Source organism: Dehalogenimonas sp. NIT-SK1, assembly GCF_055384165.1.
Map to the genome: position 1 here is coordinate 707,385 of NZ_AP042352.1, position 18,831 is coordinate 726,215.

19 protein-coding genes are annotated in these 18,831 nt (G+C 51.2%); 8 read left to right on the forward strand and 11 right to left on the reverse strand.

The window, feature by feature from the left end:
• Positions 1-155: 155 nt before the first annotated feature.
• The 5 genes from ACZ48S_RS03740 (at position 156) to ACZ48S_RS03760 (ending at position 4,764) form a co-directional block, all read left to right on the forward strand.
• A complete protein-coding gene (locus ACZ48S_RS03740) occupies positions 156-290 on the forward strand; it encodes a DUF5679 domain-containing protein (protein ID WP_464214213.1) in 135 nt (44 codons plus the stop codon).
• 158 nt (positions 291-448) lie between these two features.
• Positions 449-1,567: an inositol-3-phosphate synthase gene (locus ACZ48S_RS03745; RefSeq protein ID WP_464214215.1), complete on the forward strand. Its 1,119-nt coding sequence runs from the start codon at positions 449-451 to the stop codon at positions 1,565-1,567.
• 43 nt (positions 1,568-1,610) lie between these two features.
• Entirely contained in the window at positions 1,611-2,792 is a 1,182-nt protein-coding gene (locus tag ACZ48S_RS03750) for a glycosyltransferase family 4 protein (protein WP_464214217.1), read from the forward strand.
• A gap of 17 nt (positions 2,793-2,809) precedes the next feature.
• Positions 2,810-3,394, forward strand: coding sequence for a CDP-alcohol phosphatidyltransferase family protein (locus tag ACZ48S_RS03755; RefSeq protein WP_464214220.1), 585 nt, complete (start codon positions 2,810-2,812; stop codon positions 3,392-3,394).
• 86 nt (positions 3,395-3,480) lie between these two features.
• Complete coding sequence (locus ACZ48S_RS03760; protein ID WP_464214222.1) at positions 3,481-4,764, forward strand: adenylosuccinate synthase; 1,284 nt, start codon at positions 3,481-3,483, stop codon at positions 4,762-4,764.
• Positions 4,765-4,766: 2 nt separating this feature from the next.
• Here the strand turns inward: ACZ48S_RS03760 and ACZ48S_RS03765 are convergent, their stop codons facing one another.
• The 9 genes from ACZ48S_RS03765 to ACZ48S_RS03805 all read right to left on the reverse strand — a co-directional run bounded on the left by ACZ48S_RS03765 (position 4,767) and on the right by ACZ48S_RS03805 (position 14,178).
• Positions 4,767-5,432: a GNAT family N-acetyltransferase gene (locus tag ACZ48S_RS03765; protein WP_464214224.1), complete on the reverse strand. Its 666-nt coding sequence runs from the start codon at positions 5,430-5,432 to the stop codon at positions 4,767-4,769.
• 38 nt (positions 5,433-5,470) lie between these two features.
• Complete coding sequence (dapA, locus tag ACZ48S_RS03770; RefSeq protein WP_464214226.1) at positions 5,471-6,373, reverse strand: 4-hydroxy-tetrahydrodipicolinate synthase; 903 nt, start codon at positions 6,371-6,373, stop codon at positions 5,471-5,473.
• 2 nt (positions 6,374-6,375) lie between these two features.
• Positions 6,376-7,395 carry an aspartate-semialdehyde dehydrogenase gene (locus ACZ48S_RS03775; protein WP_464214228.1) on the reverse strand — a complete coding sequence of 340 codons (1,020 nt, stop codon included), beginning with the start codon at positions 7,393-7,395 and terminating at the stop codon, positions 6,376-6,378.
• Between the two features lie 10 nt (positions 7,396-7,405).
• Positions 7,406-8,185, reverse strand: a complete 780-nt coding sequence (gene dapB / locus ACZ48S_RS03780; RefSeq protein ID WP_464214230.1) for a 4-hydroxy-tetrahydrodipicolinate reductase — start codon at positions 8,183-8,185, stop codon at positions 7,406-7,408.
• Between the two features lie 4 nt (positions 8,186-8,189).
• Positions 8,190-10,385: a polyribonucleotide nucleotidyltransferase gene (locus ACZ48S_RS03785; protein WP_464214232.1), complete on the reverse strand. Its 2,196-nt coding sequence runs from the start codon at positions 10,383-10,385 to the stop codon at positions 8,190-8,192.
• Positions 10,386-10,438: 53 nt separating this feature from the next.
• Positions 10,439-10,702, reverse strand: coding sequence for a 30S ribosomal protein S15 (gene rpsO / locus ACZ48S_RS03790; protein WP_464214234.1), 264 nt, complete (start codon positions 10,700-10,702; stop codon positions 10,439-10,441).
• A gap of 584 nt (positions 10,703-11,286) precedes the next feature.
• Positions 11,287-11,928, reverse strand: coding sequence for an NYN domain-containing protein (locus ACZ48S_RS03795; protein ID WP_464214236.1), 642 nt, complete (start codon positions 11,926-11,928; stop codon positions 11,287-11,289).
• 510 nt (positions 11,929-12,438) lie between these two features.
• Positions 12,439-12,630 carry a hypothetical protein gene (locus tag ACZ48S_RS03800; protein WP_464214238.1) on the reverse strand — a complete coding sequence of 64 codons (192 nt, stop codon included), beginning with the start codon at positions 12,628-12,630 and terminating at the stop codon, positions 12,439-12,441.
• Positions 12,631-13,392: 762 nt separating this feature from the next.
• The gene (locus ACZ48S_RS03805; RefSeq protein ID WP_464214240.1) at positions 13,393-14,178 is read right to left on the reverse strand and encodes an abortive infection system antitoxin AbiGi family protein; all 786 of its coding nucleotides are present in this window, start codon (positions 14,176-14,178) and stop codon (positions 13,393-13,395) included.
• 591 nt (positions 14,179-14,769) lie between these two features.
• Between ACZ48S_RS03805 and ACZ48S_RS03810 the strand changes: the two genes are divergently transcribed.
• Complete coding sequence (locus ACZ48S_RS03810; protein ID WP_464214242.1) at positions 14,770-15,687, forward strand: PAC2 family protein; 918 nt, start codon at positions 14,770-14,772, stop codon at positions 15,685-15,687.
• Positions 15,671-16,492 (forward strand): PAC2 family protein, encoded by an 822-nt coding sequence (locus tag ACZ48S_RS03815; RefSeq protein ID WP_464214244.1) that lies wholly within the window; start codon positions 15,671-15,673, stop codon positions 16,490-16,492. The genes ACZ48S_RS03810 and ACZ48S_RS03815 overlap by 17 nt, the downstream gene beginning before the upstream one ends.
• Before the next feature lie 56 nt (positions 16,493-16,548).
• Here the strand turns inward: ACZ48S_RS03815 and ACZ48S_RS03820 are convergent, their stop codons facing one another.
• Positions 16,549-17,322 (reverse strand): hypothetical protein, encoded by a 774-nt coding sequence (locus ACZ48S_RS03820; protein WP_464214246.1) that lies wholly within the window; start codon positions 17,320-17,322, stop codon positions 16,549-16,551.
• A gap of 31 nt (positions 17,323-17,353) precedes the next feature.
• The gene (locus tag ACZ48S_RS03825) at positions 17,354-17,812 is read right to left on the reverse strand and encodes a ferritin family protein (RefSeq protein WP_464214248.1); all 459 of its coding nucleotides are present in this window, start codon (positions 17,810-17,812) and stop codon (positions 17,354-17,356) included.
• A 134-nt stretch (positions 17,813-17,946) separates the two neighbouring features.
• Between ACZ48S_RS03825 and ACZ48S_RS03830 the strand changes: the two genes are divergently transcribed.
• Positions 17,947-18,801: a universal stress protein gene (locus ACZ48S_RS03830; protein ID WP_464214250.1), complete on the forward strand. Its 855-nt coding sequence runs from the start codon at positions 17,947-17,949 to the stop codon at positions 18,799-18,801.
• Positions 18,802-18,831: the final 30 nt, after the last annotated feature.

An 18,831-nucleotide genomic window follows, 5' to 3' on the forward strand; every position in this document is an offset into this window, starting at 1 on the left:
TGATTATACCTTATAGAAAGTTTACTGTCAGCCTGAGATTGGAGCACTGCTGACAGTTAAATATTTCTGACTGACAGCTTAGAAATAGCTTGACAATACAGCGCCAATGCATAATGATATGGGGCTGGAATGACAAACCAGAGGGGAATGGAAAAATGGAAGCTTACTGCGTTAAATGCCGCGCCAAAAAAGAAATCAAGGATGCCAAGAAGGTTACCTTAAAAAACGGCAAACCGGCGACACAGGGCGTGTGTCCTACCTGCGGCACCAAAGTTTTCCGTATAGGCTGATTGCACTTTTCCGGGCTAACCGGTGAGGTCGTTTCTTTACATCCGAATTCAGCTGGGTCATTTTTTGAGGTATTGCGCTGTTTTTAAAAAAAGTGCTCTGGCCGGTCTTTTTCTGCTATTATTAACGGGTTATTATTAGAAAGGAGTTCTGAAAAATCTTGGGTAAAATTAATGTCGCCATTATAGGCGTGGGAAACTGTGCCTCGTCTTTTGTTCAGGGAGTCCATTATTATCGTAAGGCTAAGGAGAATGAATTCGTACCTGGTCTTATGCATGTTAATCTGGGCGGCTATCACGTAAGTGATATCGAATTTGTCGCCGCTTTTGACGTGGATAAGAATAAGGTTGGCAAGGATCTTTCCGAGGCTATTTTTACCGCTCCTAATAATACTTACAAATTCACTGATGTCCCCATGTCCGGGGTTAAAGTTGAGCGGGGCATGACTCATGACGGCCTGGGTAAATACCTGTCCCAGATAATCGAAAAAGCCCCCGGTCCGACCTCTGATATTGTCGGGATTCTCAAGGAAAGAAAAGTTGACGTGGTTATCAATTACCTGCCGGTTGGCAGTGAAGAAGCCACTAAATGGTATGTGGAGCAGGTTTTAGAGGCCGGTTGCGCTTTCATAAACTGCATACCGGTATTTATCGCCCGGGAAAAATACTGGCAGGACCGGTTCATCAACAAGGGCCTGCCCATTATCGGCGACGATATCAAGAGCCAGGTCGGCGCTACCATCGTACATCGGGTGCTGACCCACCTGTTCCGGGAACGCGGTGTCCGCCTGGAACGAACCTATCAACTCAACTTCGGCGGTAATACCGATTTTATGAACATGCTGGAACGCGAACGCCTGGAAAGCAAAAAGATCTCCAAGACCAACGCCGTTTCTTCGCAGCTTGACTACAAGATGAACCCCGGTGATATTCATGTTGGTCCTTCGGACTATGTACCCTGGTTGGAAGACCGCAAGTTCTGCCACATTCGGATGGAGGGCACTACTTTTGGTAATGTGCCGCTGAACCTGGAATGCAAACTCGAAGTCTGGGACAGCCCGAATTCAGCCGGTGTTGTCATCGACGGAGTCCGCTGCGCTAAATTGGCCATGGAGCGAGGAATGAGCGGAGCGTTATTCGCCCCGTCATCATATTTTATGAAATCCCCGCCGGAGCAGTATTCTGATTCTTACGCGCACGAAGCCACTGAGAAATTCATTTCTGAAAGCGTAGCCGAGCTTAAGAAGAGCAAGAAATCCGAAAATAAAGAGGCTTGTTGACACCAACGATAAACAACAATGGTAAAGACGGGAGAAGCGGCTGGTGAGAATAGCACTGGTAGCGCCATATGATTTCGCCTATCACGGCGGCGTAGCTAATCATGTAACGGCCCTTGAGCGTCAGCTGACCGCGATGGGGCACCGTGTGGTTATTATCGCCCCGGCTTCCAAACCGGTCACCTCCTTTGGCGACCGGTTTGTGCATATTGGTACTCCGCGGCCGATGCCGGCTTCCGGTTCAGTGGCCCGTATCACCATATCCGTTCGGTTGGCTAATAAAATAAAAGGCGTACTGGCAAAAGAACAGTTTGACGTTATTCATTTGCATGAGCCTTTCATGATCATGCTTTGCTCGGCCATTCTACGCTACTCCAAAACCGTTAATATTGGTACTTTCCACGCCGCGGAGGGCAAGCCGGGATATAATTTCGGCTGGCCTATCAGCCGCTGGCTGCTGCGCAGAAGGGCAAAAAAGCTGCACGGACATATCGCTGTATCCTCCGCTTCCAGAGACTATCATTCCAAGTATGTAAAAGCTGATTACACCATTATTCCCAACGGTATAGACCTTACCCATTATAATCCTCAGGTCGAGCCGATGCCCCAATATAAGGACGGTAAAATCAATATTTTATTCGTCGGTCGCCTGGAAAAACGCAAGGGACTCAACTATCTTATTGACGCTTATAAAAAAGTGCACAAGAAACACCCGAACACCCGGCTGATCATTGTCGGGCCTGGGACACGCCTGAGGTCCAAATACGAACAGAAAGTCCGCAACGCCCGCCTGGAAAAGAATGTGGTGTTTATAAGCGACGTGAGCTATGAAGATCTGCCGCGTTATTACCAGACCGCTGACATCTTCTGCGCACCGGCTACCGGGGCGGAAAGCTTCGGTATTATCCTGCTCGAGGCGATGGCCCTGGGCAAGCCGGTGGTAGCTTCCAATATTTCCGGTTATGCCAGTGTGCTGACCCATGAACAGGAAGGACTCCTGGTGAAAAAGAAAAACGCGGCTGACCTGGCCAAGGCTCTGGAGCGTTTGATTGATGAACCGGTGCTCAGGGAGAAACTGGGCCGGCAGGGGCTGGTTACCGTGCAGAATTACAGTTGGGAAAAAGTAGCCCGGCGAGTCGAAGAATACTACCTGCAGGTATTGGCGAGCAACGGCAAATCTTTGCCACCGCAGAACCACACAGAATACAAGGAACTGCTGGTAGTTTAGGACAGGAATAAGCATTTTTGACTTTAAACGATATTCGCCGCCGCATAGGCGGCGGCATGACGAGCGGGTTAACCGGGCTGATGGCCCGCAGCGGCCTTAGTCCCAACGCGGTTACCGTAATCGGTTTTCTTATTACTCTCAGCGCCGCCTTTATTATAAGTACCGGAGAACTGCTGGCCGGCGGCCTGGTGGTGCTTTTCGCCGGGTTTTTTGATATGCTCGATGGCGCGCTGGCCAGGGCTACCGGAAAGGTAACCCGGTTCGGCGCGATCCTGGACGCAACACTGGATCGATTGTCCGAGGCGGCTCTTTTTATCGGTATCATGGTTTATTTCGTGCCGGAAAATAGCGCCTTGCTTATAATGCTGGTTGGTATGACCATGGCCGGAGCGCTTATAGTCAGTTATCTGCGGGCGCGATCCGAGGCGTCCGGAATTGAAGGAAAAGAAGGCGTATTTACCCGCCCGGAGAGAATAATTGTCCTGGCCGCCGGCCTGGTTACCGGTTGGCTGGTCGCGGCGCTGCTGATTATTTGCGTTATGAGTTACATCACCGTGATTCAGCGCCTGTTCGGCGCCTATCGTCAGCTGGAAGGTAAATGACACTGACAGCGCGTTCTGATAAAATATCTTTTTGCTTTTTATATTAATAAGCTTTTCTTAGATAATAAGAACCTGGGGGGATTTCTATGCCAGTAACGGTCATCGTTGGTGCCCAGTGGGGTGATGAAGGCAAAGGCAAGGTAATTGATATGCTCGCGGAGCGCGCCGACGCCGTTGTCCGCTTTTCCGGCGGCGATAATGCCGGCCATACCGTTATGAACCCAGGCGGAACTTTCAAGCTTCATCTGATCCCGTCCGGTGTTTTTTATCCTGACTGCACTTGTGTTATCGGAAATGGCGTGGTGGTGAATCCGGAGATATTCATCAGCGAGCGAACCGAACTCAACAGCCGCAACGTGAGCACTGACAATGTTTTTATCAGCGACCGGGCGCACCTGGTGATGCCTTATCACCTTCAGCTTGACGGACTGGAAGAAGCGGCCCGCGGTCAAAAATCGCTGGGAACCACACTGAGGGGCATCGGGCCGGCTTTTGCCGACAAGGTAGCCCGCATGGGAATCCGTGCCGGGGACCTGATGGATGCCGACGTTCTGCGCACCCGGCTGGAGTATGTACTGGAATACAAGAACAAGATACTCACCAAGCTGTATGATGAAGAACCTGTTGATATCGACAAGCTGTATGAACTGTGCTGTTATTATGCCGAACAATTAAAAGCCAATATCAGGGAAACATCCTCCTTATTAAATGAGATGGTGGATGACGGCAAAGCGGTTATCCTTGAAGGCGCCCAGGGGGCGCTGCTGGATACCGATTTCGGGACTTATCCCTATGCCACTTCATCTTCGCCGCTGTCCGCAGGGGGCTGCCTGGGTGCCGGGATTGGACCAACCAGGATTGACCAGGTACTCGGTGTTTTCAAGGCCTATTGCTCCCGGGTTGGGGCCGGTCCTTTCCCCACCGAACTGCTTGACGCTGACGGCGACCGCATTCGGGATACGGCTCACGAATACGGCACTACCACCGGCCGGCCGCGGCGTATCGGCTGGTTCGACGGCGTGGCGGCGCGTTTCAGCGCCCGCATTAACGGCATGACTGATATGGCGGTTACCCGCCTGGATATACTGGACTCCTTTGACGAGGTCAAGGTCTGTACCGCCTATCGACTAAACGGTGATGTTATTACTGACTTCCCGGCTGAACCGGGACTGCTTAATAAATGCAAGCCGGTTTACGAAACGCTGCCGGGCTGGAAACAGGAAACCACCGGCATAACGCGCCTGGATAAACTGCCTAAAGAGGCCAGGTCTTTTATTAACCGGCTGGAGGAATTGTCCGGCTGTCCAGCGGCTTACGTCTGCATCGGTCCGGTCCGAGACCAGACGATTGAGCTGAAATCACTGCTCTAAGCTTATTCCGGTGAAGACTCCTGTTGGCCTGGTGCCGCGTCTTCTATCCGCGGCCGGCGCAGCAGTAGGAACATTTTAAGGTCCGTGTTTGCCAGCGTTTCTTCTTTCAGCAGTTGAAAGCCCCATTTGCCGTACATGGCCACGTTCCGCTCATTCTGTGTTTCCACATAAGCCGGCAGGCCTTCTTCATCCAGCTTCGACAGCATCGGTCTTATCAGTCGGCTGGCAAAGCCTTTGCCGTGATGGGCCGGGTCAACAGCCAGCAATCCAAGGTATATGTGTCGTTTCGGGGCCAGTTCCCGCCGCAGCCGGCCAAACCGGGTATCGGCAACGGCCTCCCGGTATAAATGGCGCCAGCCGCAGCGCAGCGGCAGAGCCGGCCAGCCGGCTCGCAGATGGGCTAAAGGTGATTCTTTAGCATCCGGCCGAATCCAGATGGCTACTCCTTCACATTGCGGCGAGGTAACGTAAGCTTCATAGCCGTCTGAAAGTAAAGAAAGCCTGAGGTAATACTCGAAGGAGTACGGCAGGTTGGGCTGCTTGTCAATGTCCGGTATGAAATAATCGGTTGTCGGGTCGTCAATGAAAGCACGTCCGCAGGCAGCCGCCGCTGGTTTAACCAGTTCGGGACTGAGCGGCAGCGGTGTATCGGTTATATCTGATGGCATTTTTTTGTTATCGCCGGTCAAGGATGGGAAGACTGACGCTAGTTCAGCGGCAGGTCAATCTGGTAATGGCTCAGAGTTTCCCGGATAACGGCCGCGGCTTTTTCATCCGGTTCCGTCAGCGGCAGCCGCGGCGCGCCGACCTTAAAGCCCAGGTAGTTCAGGGCGTATTTAATGGGTATCGGGTTGGCCACCACGAACAGGTTATTGAATATAGGCGTCAGGTGGCGATGGATGGCCGCCGCCTCATTCATCCGCCCGGCAACGAAACTTTCCATCATCTGCTTTATCTGCAGCCCGACCAGGTGCGAGCCTACGCTGATCACGCCGTGCGCGCCGATGGCCATCATCGGCAGTATATCCGAGTCATTGCCGCTCCAGATGGTGAAGTCGGAGCGCAGTTTCTGGGTTTCATCAATGATGCGGGCTATTTCCCCCAGGTTGCCGGAGGCTTCCTTGGTGCCGACAATGTTCTGTATCCCGGCCAGCCGGATGGTGGTATCAGCGGACAGGGAAGTCACGGTACGGCCCGGAACATTATAAAGAATGATGGGCAGGGTGGTAGCGTCAGCCACAGCCTTGAAATGGCGATACAGGCCTTCCTGGGTGGGTTTATTGTAATAGGGCACCACCAGCAAAGCGGCGTCCACGCCCAGCTTTTCCGCCTTTATAGTATTTTCCACCGCTTCAGCAGTGGAGTTGGAGCCGGTCCCGGCGATAACCCTGGCTCCGTCGCTTACCGCCTCCTTGACCGCCATAAACAGGGCATGCTCTTCCTCCCAGGTGACGGTGGGTGATTCACCGGTAGTACCGGCAACCACGATGCCGTCGGACCCTGAAGCCACCAGTCCCCTGGCCAGTTTTTTGGTCTGTTCAAAATCAATACTGCCGTCTTCCTGAAACGGCGTAACCATAGCGGTAATCAGTCTGCCCAGTTCTTTCATAACTAACCTCCCAGCCAGCCGCGCCTCAGCATTTCTTCGGCAATCTGGACCGCGTTGAGCGCGGCGCCTTTTCTGACGTTATCGGCTACTACCCATATAGCCAGCCCCTTGGGATGGGATGAATCCTGCCGAATGCGCCCGACCCAGGTTTCATCTGTTCCGGCGGTCATCCACGGGTGGGGGTACAGGCTGATGGTGGGGTCATCCAGCACCCGGACACCCGGGGCCTTGGCCAGCACGGCACGGGCGTCTTCGGCGGAAATGGGGTGTTCAAATTCGATGTTGACCGCTTCGCTGTGGCTGACAAATACCGGTACCCTGACGCAGGTGGCGGATAAGGCCAGCTCAGGCAGGTGCATAATCTTGCGGGTCTCGGCCATCATCTTCCATTCTTCCTTGGTATAGCCGGTGTCCAAAAATATGTCTATCTCCGGCAGCAGATTAAAGGCAATCTGGTGCGGGTAAACGTGCGGTGTAACCGGCTGCCCTTCCAGTACGGTGTGGCTTTGCTCGGTCAAGGCCTCGATAGCCGGGGTGCCGCTGCCGGAAACCGCCTGGTAGGTGCTGACCACCACCCGCTTTATGGGATTGAATTGGTGCAGCGGGTTAAGAGCCACCACCATCTGGATGGTAGAGCAGTTGGGATTGGCGATGATACCCTTGTGGTTTTTCGCGTCATCAATATTGACTTCCGGCACTACCAGCGGTACGCCGTTTTCCATGCGGAAGGCCGAAGAGTTGTCAATAACCACGGCGCCTTTCTTGGCGGCTATGGGGGAAAAATGACGGCTGATATCGGCTCCGGCGGAAAAAAGCGCCAGGTCAATGTCTTCGAAGCTCTCCGGGGTGGTTTCTTTAACCTCGATTGTCCGGCCGTTGAAATCCAGCTTCTTGCCGGCGCTGCGGTCCGAAGCCAGCAGTGACAGCTCCTTGATTGGGAAATTGCGCTGGGCCAGTATCCTGGTGAATTCCTGGCCGACCAGCCCGGTGGCCCCGACGATGGCGACTTTCAGACCGTTCACAATTGCCTCCTTAGAAGTTTAGCAGTTTTTCCAGGCCGAAGACGAACTGGCCTGGGCGGTTTACAACTTCCCTGACAGCCAGCAGTACGCCGGGCATGAAGCATTCCCGGCTGGAGGTGTTATGCTTGATGGACAAAGTCTGTCCGGCGGCGCCGAGAACTACTTCCTGGTCAGCTACCAGTCCCGGCATCCTTACGCTGTGTACCGTGACGCCGTCGAATTTTTGTCCTCGGCTGCGGTGCTGGTCATCTTCGCCAAGACTGCCGAAGGGAGAAGTCCGTTCCGCGGCCATTTTACGGGCAGTGGCAATGGCGGTACCCGAAGGGGCGTCGGCCTTTTTTTCATGATGCAGTTCAATTATCTCGGCCCAGTCAAAATAGCGGGCGGCAATGCGGGAAAGTTCCATCATGACCACAGCGCCCAGGGCGAAATTAGGGGCAATCACAGCTCCGATGCGGTGCTCCTCAGCGAGCGCCCTTATGCGTTCCATGATTTCAGAATCAAGCCCGGTGGTGCCGATTACCAGGGAAACCCCATTCCTGGCGGCGGTTTCAACGGTGTTGGGTACCGCCTGGGCCAAGCTGAAGTCAACCAGTACATTCGGCTTGACCGTGTTCAGAAGCTGTTCCAGGTCCGGGCTCAAGGGAACCCCGACCGGCGGGTCAGCCGCTTCGGCGGCCTTGGAATCACAGGCGCCGACCAGTTCCAGGTCAGGGGCTTCACTTACCGCTTTCATCACTTCACGCCCCATACGGCCTAAAGCTCCCTGAACAGCAACTCTGATGGCCATACGCTTACCGCCTGAATGGAGGCCGGTCACCGCGGTTCATGGGCGCGCCGGGACCGGAGCGGCGGAAACCGCCCTGGGGAGCTTGGCTCCTCATGGCTTCCCGCTCTTCCTCCGTGGGGGGCGGCAGCAGGGCGCGAATCGACAGATTAATCCGGCCTTGAGAATCTATTTCAATCACCTTGACGGAGACTGTTTCACCGATTTTCAGCACGTCTTCGACTTTATCGACGCGGTGGTTGGCCAGTTCCGAGATGTGCACCATGCCTTCCTTGCCCGGCAATATTTCGACGAAGGCGCCGAAGCTCATGATGCGGGTGACGCGGCCACTGTAAACGGAACCGGGTTCTATATCCTTGGTCAGCCCTTCAATGATTGATATGGCTTTCTTGGCCGATTCGCCATCAGTGGCGCCGATGACAACGGTGCCGTCATCTTCAATGTCGATGGTGGTGCCGGTATCTTCAATTATGGAACGGATAACCCGGCCGCCGGGACCGATAACGGTACCGATCTTGGCGGGGTCAATCTTGAGTTTATACATACGCGGCGCGAAAGGCGACAATTCATCACGGCTCTGGCTGATGGCCGCATCCATGACATCCAGGATAACATTCCTGGCGTTTTTGGCCTGGGTCAGCGTCTGTTCAATAACCGCGAAGGAAATTCCCTTCAGCTTGATGTCCAGCTGGATGGCGGTAATACCGTCCCGGGTGCCGGCGATCTTGAAATCCATGTCGCCGTAGTTGTCTTCCAGCCCTTCAATGTCGGTCAGGGTAACGAAGCGGTCAGGGTCATCATCGTCAGTAATCAGCCCAATGGAGATGCCGGCCACCGCTTTTTTGATGGGCACCCCGGCGTCCATCAGCGACAGGCTGGAAGCGCAGGTACTGGCCATGGAGGTGGAGCCGTTGGAGCTTACCGCCTCGGAAACCAGCCTGATGGCGTAGGGAAACTCTGATTCTGAAGGGACCACCGGCAGCAATGCTCGTTCAGCCAGGGCGCCGTGACCTATTTCACGGCGGCCGGTGCCGATGCGCCGGGTCTCACCGGTGGAATAAGGCGGGAAATTGTAGTGGTGGATGTAGCGCTTGGAGGTATCCGGTGAAATATTGTCCAGCTTCTGTTCCATCTGCAGTGAGCCCAGGGTGGTGATGTTGAGAATCTGGGTCATGCCGCGGGAAAACAGGGCTGAGCCGTGAACGCGGGGCAGTACGCCGACCTCGGCGGACAACTCGCGTATTTCCTCAATGCCGCGGCCGCTGACGCGTTCTTTTTTATCCAGTATGGTGGAGCGCACCAGCCGGCGGATCTTTTTATCATGGGCGGCCATGATGTCGGCAACTTCATATTCTTCACCCAGCGTTTCCTGGAGTTCCAGCTTAAGCTTCTCCAGGTTTTCCTGCCGCTGTGACTTGTCGGCCTGGTAAAAGGCCTCTGCCAGCTTGCCGTCAACTATGGACGACACCCTGCTCATAAGCTCTTCTTCAATTACCGGAGCCTCGACCGGCCACTTGGGCTTGCCGATGGCATCAACTATTTCCTGCTGCAGGGCGATGATTTCCTGGTTAGCCTGGTGGCCAAAGCGGATGGCTTCCAGCACCAGGTCTTCCGGGGCTTCATTGGCGCCGGCTTCCAGCATGGTAACCGCCTTGGAGGTGCTGGCCACTACGATGTCAAACTTGCTGTCGGCCAGCTGTGAATGGGTGGGATTGATGACAAATTCACCATCAATATAGCCTACATGAACCGCCGAAAGCGGTCCCTCAAAAGGCATTTCCGAGATGCCCAGGGCGCAGGAAGCGCCGATGACACCGAGAATATCGGGGTCATTTTCCTGGTCCGCGGACAGAATGGTGACAATTATCTGGATTTCCCGCCGCCAGCTCTTGGGCAGCAGGGGGCGGAGGGGGCGATCGGCCAGGCGGCAGGCCAGGGTAGCGTTTTCCGAAGGCCTTCCTTCACGGCGGATAAAGCCACCCGGTACACGGCCGGCCGCGTACATCCTTTCCTCAACGTCAATAGTCAGGGGCAGGAAGTCAACTCCCGGACGCGGCTCTTTGGCAATAACGGCAGTAACCAGGGCAACCGTGTCGCCGTAGCGGACGGTGACGGCGCCGTTGGCCTGCCAGCCCAATTTTCCGTTTTCAATGATGAGTTTACGCCCGCCTACGGTGCGTTCAAATGTTTTTATATCTACCAATGGACTCTCCTTAATATTTCAGGGTTGTGTTCAGTCTTAATGCCGGACTGAAGCTATTTGCGCAGACCGAGCTTGGCAATGAGAGACTGGTAGCGGGCGGCGTCTTCTTTGCGTAGATAGGCAAGCATACGCCTGCGCTGACCTACCAGCCTGAGCAGGTTGCACTTGGTGTGAGAGTCACTTTTGTTGGCCGCCATGTGCGAAGTGAGCTGCACAATGCGGGCTGAAAGAATGGCTATCTGCACCTCGGCAGAGCCGGTGTCGGTGTCATGGCGCTTAAAAGCTTCAATGACGTTGATTTTGTCCTGTTTTTCCAATTTATTTCCTCTTTATCTTTTATCAAAGATGAAGTATAACACAACACACCGCGCAAATTAAAGCGATTTGCCTGTAATTTACAGCCGTCATCAGTCAGTTTAAGGTTCACGGTGTGCAAGGGTACCGCTAAAGGATTTTTCTTAACGGATAAATAATAGTTTTTTGCTTGAAACGAAGGAAACGACTCCATTATTCACGATTGAAAACACCATTTTGGGCTATTCGTTTACGGTAAAAACAAAACACAATCATATAATCTTCTACGCAGGTGTATATAAAACAGAACACATGATAGCATAAAAGCTGAACTTGGCGCAAGGGGGAGATGTTACAAAAAGGGTGTTTATAGGAAAATAAACCGGTTAAAATTGACAGAGGATTTGGTACACAGAAGTGAGATCACGTTTAAGGTCACCGGGAACATGGAAGTCGGTGCTACTATGACGCTGTTTTAACCTGCCGCGGGAATCGCCCGCCTGCGGTATTTAAGCCCCGCCGCTACTTGGTCATTTGACTCTGACTGTGACATGCCGTTATGTATCAACATTAACCAGTGAATATGTTATGGAAGAACACCGCAAATTCAGACTGGTGGATAACATGAGGCTTTTAAATGGATATACGGATTGGGTAACTGATGCTGTGCTAACGCTTTGCCTTTAATATCGATTGATTTACCTGTAATTTCGGCTAATTCTTTATTTTTCCTTCCAGGAGGAAAAGCGAACCAAATATCAGCGTTAGGGACAATTTTCAAAGCTGTACGAACGGCTGGTGCAATATCAGTATCACCGGAAATAATAACGATAACGTCACAATCGTAACTGTTATCGGGGGAATTGGAACACAATAATTCCATAAGCTTCACGGCAATACTTACATCGGTCTCTTTTTCTTCGTGACGTATAAATTTCCGGTGACATATAGGGCAAGTGATATCTTTTCTTTTAAATCGCCCATATATGGGCGTTACTCCGGTATCAATTAAGCATTTTATATAATTCTTATGACGGAACACTGTGTCTAGACGATTTAAATGTGTAGCAAATGCTGTAAAATAGTAAACCTCTTTGATTTGACTGTTTCCCCTGAAACTAGAAAGATATGATGCGCAAAGAGACCATAAGTCTAACCATTTATAGCATCCGTTGTTAGCATATCTGCCAACATATTCTATCGAATGATATAAGTTGAAACCATCGACTAAAAAAGTTACATTTCTCATTTTAATAAAAAAAACCCTCGGGGCCGCAACCCCGAGGGGGCTGATGGCCGTAGCCACCAGGGATGATGTCTATATTATATATACATATATATATAGTTTGCAAATGTCTTACTGCCACGTAATTCAAAGAAAATAAGAAAAATTTAGAGTTAACAAGACTATGTTAATTTTTTTTAAAACAGAATTCGTGTAAAGCATTCTATGGCACTGAGAAACGTCTAAAACGCTTGTTACGTTAATAATAAAGATTACCGACTTGGAATATCAGTGACTGTAATAATCTGAATGTCTTGCCCGTCCTCGTAATGACTGCGTATTTTATAGACCATGTACTTTTTAATTTCGTCATTATCAAGGAAGTTAATGGTGTCAAACATTCTAGGGAAAACATTAGCATCAAGAGGAATTACGGTTTTACTTTCTCCATTCTTGCTTTGATAAAAATATGTGCACTTGAAGGACATTATATTCAGCCTCCTGTAATAGGTATTAGATATCAGAGCTATTCCGTTAAAGTTCAACACCTTTTATGCGCTCGTTAATATCACCCTTTACAGTTTTTTTAAGTTGGTGATAAATTGTATCGAAATAATACACATATTTTTTAATATACTCCTCAGGATTATAGGTTACTATAGATAATTGCCCATCAGTAATCTTTTCTACTAAATCAATAAGCCTAATTTCAACTTGCGGATCCATATGAATTATTCCTCCTGTTATTCGTTAACCAGCTTTCTCCCAACAATTAATTATACCGCTTAAATTATATAATCCGATTAACTGAGTGGCAATCAATCTTTAAGCTATTAAACGAATTCATTAAATAGCCAGGTGTACTGAGTGCCAAAATAGCAGATGGTGTTGATTAAAGACTTGTGGTATCAGTCATTATTGATCAAGGCTCTTTGCTTATTATCAAAAACAGGTTTTTTAGTGAAATTGAAGTTTGTGTTAATTGTCTTTTATTGATTTGATACTATATCCAAATATCAGACCAATGTAAAAGGTAAACCAGGAATGACCTATATAGGTCCCAATCAATATACCGATAATAATAATAACTAAAAAGACGATTATTTGCCTGAATGAACTGGTTTTACTGTTTTTTGTACTTGAATCTTCCATTCAATTACCATGCTTGAATATTATTTTTGCTCATTTTTGTCATCGTTAGATTGTTTGACAGTCTGCCTTGTTAATAAAACAAAAAACGCCACTAATAGCCACGACATTATAGGGTAGTCTGAAGCTAAAGCGCTACATAAGAAAACCCCAGTAGCAAATCCACAAAACCAAATTGGCCCAACGTAGCCTTTCATACCGGTCAATTCTACATAATAAATAGAGTCTGTCAATAGTCTACCTAAAATAAAACAGTTGCGTGGCTAAATCTAACAATTATGGATTGTTTACAGTGGGGGAAGGAGAGATGATGTAAAAATAACTTTGAAGAGAAAGAAATCAGAAATCCGCTCGAATTTGCTCAGTCGTAATTATTCGTGAAGTCAACATATCAATTACTTCTGGACTATATGGCTTTCTGCCCTTAATATTTCGTAAAGCAGTAACCATTTGAGTTATTTCGCTCTCTTCTTTAAGAATTACATATTTCACATCATCGGGTTCGAAACTCAAACTAAATTTAGTGTGCTCCAATTTTTGTTGAGCTTTTACAACAAATTCAGAATTCCTAAGTTGACCATTATCAATAAGACCCAAAAGGTTGTTTTTATTTAAAAGGGCCTCTGAAGGCACATATCGCCACTCTCTTTCGTCATAGAAACGAACGTCTTGTTTGGTAGGTTTACCATCACGGTAGAGTTTCCCTTTATATGGTTTAACGTATTTCACTAATTCATAGAAATCATGAGATGTTGGGTCATTCTTCAAAATACCGTCACAGAAAACGCTATCAAACTTTTCTGCAAAGTGTGAATTTTTGTTGAAATAAACTACTGGATTCAGTCCCTTTCTAATACCCCATTGTTTTGACAAACCTATACCATAGCTTCCATACGTTTTGATATGCTTATCAACTTGAGACAAAGGAATGTCACAAAAGCAAACCATAGCATGAGCACCATTATGAAATTCATGGTATGGTCTAATAGTTATATCAGTCCATTGGTCGAATAAATCAAATTTTTCATAGCAATATCTCGGATAAAATGTATTTTTGAATATTCCTAATAAATTATCCATTGATGGGGTGAAGTGGAATAGAGAATTGGGGCTTAAAATGGTCATACTAACGTAGCGCCTCTCTTTATTTAATAACAGACCATTATAATACCGATACTACTATCGCTTTGAAATTAAATCAACTAATAGCACAATGATTACCTTTTTAGTCCCAGTGTTAGATCAGATTCAGCAATTACTCTTGACTAACACTCGGGAAGTGATTGTGGACCGCCAATGAGAAAGAGCATCAGTTTGAACGGAAACGGTTAGCTTGTATACAGGTATCCTAATAACTCCTTATAATATTTTGAAAAATTTTATTTCTGGAACGGGAATCCGGCCTCTGGGCATTCGTAATCCGCACGATGACTTACGAAGGGGAAGTGCAACATTAGGGCTGTAATGATGCAAAACACTTCTAAAGGACAGATTCAGAACACTTTTAATTAGCTCAAAACTCTGTCGGCAATCCAAGGTTGGTAAACACGTCGCAAGCACGGCAGCGGTCCTGGCGATATACAAGGGATAATTTTAACCTCCAGAGCCAATTCACCGTCAAGGGTAAAAAGGGATGACGGGTCTGTTATGCCGCCGAGATGTTCCGAGGCGCTCAAGCATTTGTCCATTAACGATTAAAACGATAGAATAAAACACATGGGATATAAACTTGATAAAGAACCCGAACTTAACAATCCGGACCTGATTGTCGGCTGGCCGGGCATCGGCAACGTGGGGCTGATGTCGGTGGATCACCTGTGGCGGCAGCTGGAGGCGGAATACCTGGGAGAGATAGAACCGGAGCCGTTTTTTTACCCCAGCGGCCTTAAAATTAAAGACGGGGTGATGCAGGAGCTGACTTTTCCAGCCAACCGGTTTTACTACAAGCGGCTGCCGGACCGCGACCTGATATTTTTCACCGGCGAGGAACAGCCTTCCGAGAGCGGCTCCACCTATGCCTCCGGGGTCAAGGCCTACCAGATGGCCAACCTGGTACTGGATGTGGCGCAGAAATTCGGCTGCCGCCGTGTATTCACCTCCGGGGCGGCGGTCAGCGCCATCCACCATACCGCCACTCCCGGCGTATGGGCGGTAGCTTCTGAACCCGGACTGCTGGCGGAGATAAACGGCAGCCGCGGCAATCGGTGGATGAGTGAGATGCAGGGCCGGGGAGTACAGGCTAATGTTTCCGGTTTAAACGGACTGCTGGTGGGAGCGGCGGCGCACCGGGGGCTGCCGGCGGCCTGCATCATGGGTGAAGTGCCGGATTACCTGGCCCGCTCGCCGATGCCGTATCCGGCGGCTATCAAGTCCGTGCTTGAAGTGCTGAGCAGCCTGCTGGAATTAAAACTGGATTACAGTGAAATTGACGAGATGCGGCAACAGATGGATGAGGTGGTCAACCAGTTTTTCAGCCAGTTCCCGGATGACATAAAGGAGAAGCTTTCCCAGCGACAGCAATCGGTTGCCGAGGCCGAGGGCGGCGAGCCGATAACTGACGATGACAAGAAATGGCTGGAAGACCATATAGAGGACCTGTTCAAACCGGGGGGCGGCGATGATCGGGCAGCTTAATTTTAAGGATTCACCGCAGCTGGAACGGCCGCTGATGGTGGTGGGCTGGCGCAACGACGCGGGGGACCTGGGACGGCAGACCTGTGACTACCTGCGCCGGACCATGGAACTAAAGGAACTGGCGGAAATCGAGCCGGCCGGCTTCTTTCCGATGACCAGCGTGGAAGTATCCAGTGACCTGGTGAGTTTTCCGTCCAGCCGCTTTTATTATTCCGACCGGGTACCGCTGATCACCTTTTTTTCTGATATTCCATCTTTTGAGGTCAACGATTTTCTGAAACTGGTGCTGGACGCCGCGGCGCGCTACAACGTCAGCCAGGTGGTGCCGGTCAACGGTTTTCCCATGATGCTTTCCCACAACACGCCGAGTCCGATACTGGCCAATATGAATTCACCGCTGCTGCGGGAATGGCTGTCCGGTGACGATGTCAACACCGATATTAATTATGAATCTCCGCCGGGGCAGAAACCGCCGGTCAGCAATTATCTCATCTGGGAAGCCAGGAAGAGAGGTATTGAGGCGGTATCACTGTGGGTGCCGGTGCCGTATTACCTGGCGCCGCAGACCGATGGCGGAAGCAGCCGCCGGCTGCTGGCGCTGCTGCGGCAGAAGATGGCGCTGCCGATAGACCTGACCAGAGCGGATGAAGCGGAAAAGCGGCAGCGGGACAGGCTGGGGGCACTGCGTGCCCATTCCGCTGAAGTAGATAAGGCGCTGACCATGCTGGAGAGCAACCTCAGTTTGACCGAATACGAGGCCGGACAGCTGGCCGCGGCGGTGCGGCAGGAATTGCTCCAGCCTTAAAGGATGTTCCGAAAAGGAAAAGCCCCGGTTATTTCGAACCGGGGCTTTTTTTAATATTATTTGCCCTGGCTGGTATCAGTCTTGTCGGCGGCCTTTTTGCGGCCGGTGCTTTTCTTTTTACTTTTAGCCGCCGGTTTGGCTGCCTTGGCGGGCGGGGCGCTTTTTCCAGGTTCGGCATCCGGCTTGCCGGACTCTTCCGGAGCGGCGGCAGGCGGCGCGGCACGACCGGATGAATCACGCAGGAAACGATGCACCTCATCCAGCGCCGGCGGGGAAACACTGAAAACTTCGATACCGGCGGGGAACTGTATCTGGTGGCCTTCCCGGATGAAGAGAACCCCGGCTTCATTTTCCTTCAGCGTTTCCGTGATTTTACCGCTGATGAAGTCATAGCGTTTTTTGGCCACCGCCATGAGATTTTCGGTAGCCAGCTTGGCCACTTTGGGAGAGGCGAAGCCAAGCATGACGAAGCGTTCCCAGTCAATGCTTTCGCTCATCAGCTCACGGTCTTCTAACGGAGTCAGTTCCGCGCCTTTTCCCAGGCGATCCATGGTCAGGTCATAACTGGGGGTTTCAAACTGCTTCAGCATTTCCACGGCGGACTCGCCGGAAGTGTCAATTCCCTCGTGGAATACCTTCCTGATAGCGCCGATTCGGTTTTCCAGGTGTTCCAGCTGGTCGCTGACTTCGCGCCAGTAGCGGTCAAAAAGGGTGTTGTACTGTGCCGGGGCGTCCGGCCAGCGATACAGCAGCGGCACGACATAAAGTTTTCGCTTGCCGCTGAAAGAGGCGGCTTCAGGCCGTTCAATTTTACCCAGTTGTTCACTCATATATTTACTCCTTCAGATGATTATTATTAACCTAATTTTCTCCCAGTACGGTGTTGTCGTATAGCACCGAGAGGCGGTCCTGGTGCCTTACTTCCTGGGCGGCCAGTGCCAGGGTCAGCTGCCGGGCCTGTTCATCGGAAAAAACCGAGGCCAGGTTGCGGTAGAAAGCGGCGGATTCGGCCTCCTGCTTGATGGCAAAACGCAGCGTATCCGGCAGTCCGGCGCCCGGCAGTTCATCCGGCGCCTGCAGGTGCGGTGAATCTTTCAACGCCGCGAGCTGCTTCTCCGAGGCGGCCGAAGAAGCTATGAAAGACGCCGGGTCCAGGTTTTTCAGCCGGCGGAGGTGCTCTTCTTCAGCTTCGGCCAGTTCCCGCAGCAGGGCAGCGGCTCCGGGGTCATCGGTCTGTTCAGCCGCCCGGTGATACAGCGTCGCTGAGGCTGTTTCCTTGAGCATGGCGGTCTCCATTATTTCAGCTATCTGGTCATTCATCGGAACTCCTGCTGCGGCGTTGATATATAACTTATTCTAAGGAGGCGGGCGCGAAACTGTCAATCAGCGCCTTTGCCGGCAAGGCTTATTGGGGTATAATCTGGGGACAGACTGAAGGAAAGCGAGAGCTGGATATGACATACCGCAAGATACTGGTACCGCTGGATGGTTCCGAAACGGCCGAACAGGTGCTGCCGTTTGTCAAGGAGATGACGGGACCGGATACGGAACTGGTGCTATTCAGCGTTTGCCCGGAGGATGAACAAAGGCTATGCCGCCTGAACAGCATTTATCTCCAGGTACAGGCCAGGGAGCTTGAGTCTGATGGAGTCAAGGCGATGGTTCATACCGAGCCGGGTGACCTGGCGGATAAAATCAAGGAATATGTTGCCCGGGAGAAGGTGGACCTGGTAGCCGCCTGCCGCCAGGCGCATTCCGACCTGGACCGGGAAGACAAGATGCTGCGCAACCTGGCTTCTCGAAACTGCTCGCTGCTGCTGGTTAAGCCGGGTACGGTCAATCCCAGCATCAAACGCATCATACTGCCGCTGGACGGCTCCATGGTTTCCGAAGAAGCGATTCCATTTGTTTCCGAACTGGGGCAGGCGCTTAAGGCCGAAGTGGTGCTGCTTTCGGTCAATGCTTTCCCGGACATCCCGTCCGACCGGCCCCCGTCAGCCAAGCCCAGCTGGGATGAATACGCCCTGATCCTGATGGGTGAAGTCAGGCAGCAGGCTACGGCCTATCTGGAACGGGCCGCTGAGGAGTTCAAAAAGCAGGGTGTAAATACAAGAACACTGGTGGTCTTCGGCGGCGCGGCTGAAGGAATTCTCAAGGCTTCCGAAGAGGAAAAAGCGGATTTGATAGCCATGGCGACCCACGCGCGGACCGGGCTTGACCGCTGGGTGTTCGGCAGCGTAGCGGCCACCGTCAGCGCCGCGACCCGGCTGCCGATGCTGCTGGTGCACGGAACCCGGCGTGATTATTAGCGCCGAAGCCGATTTCCGGTAAAGAAACCT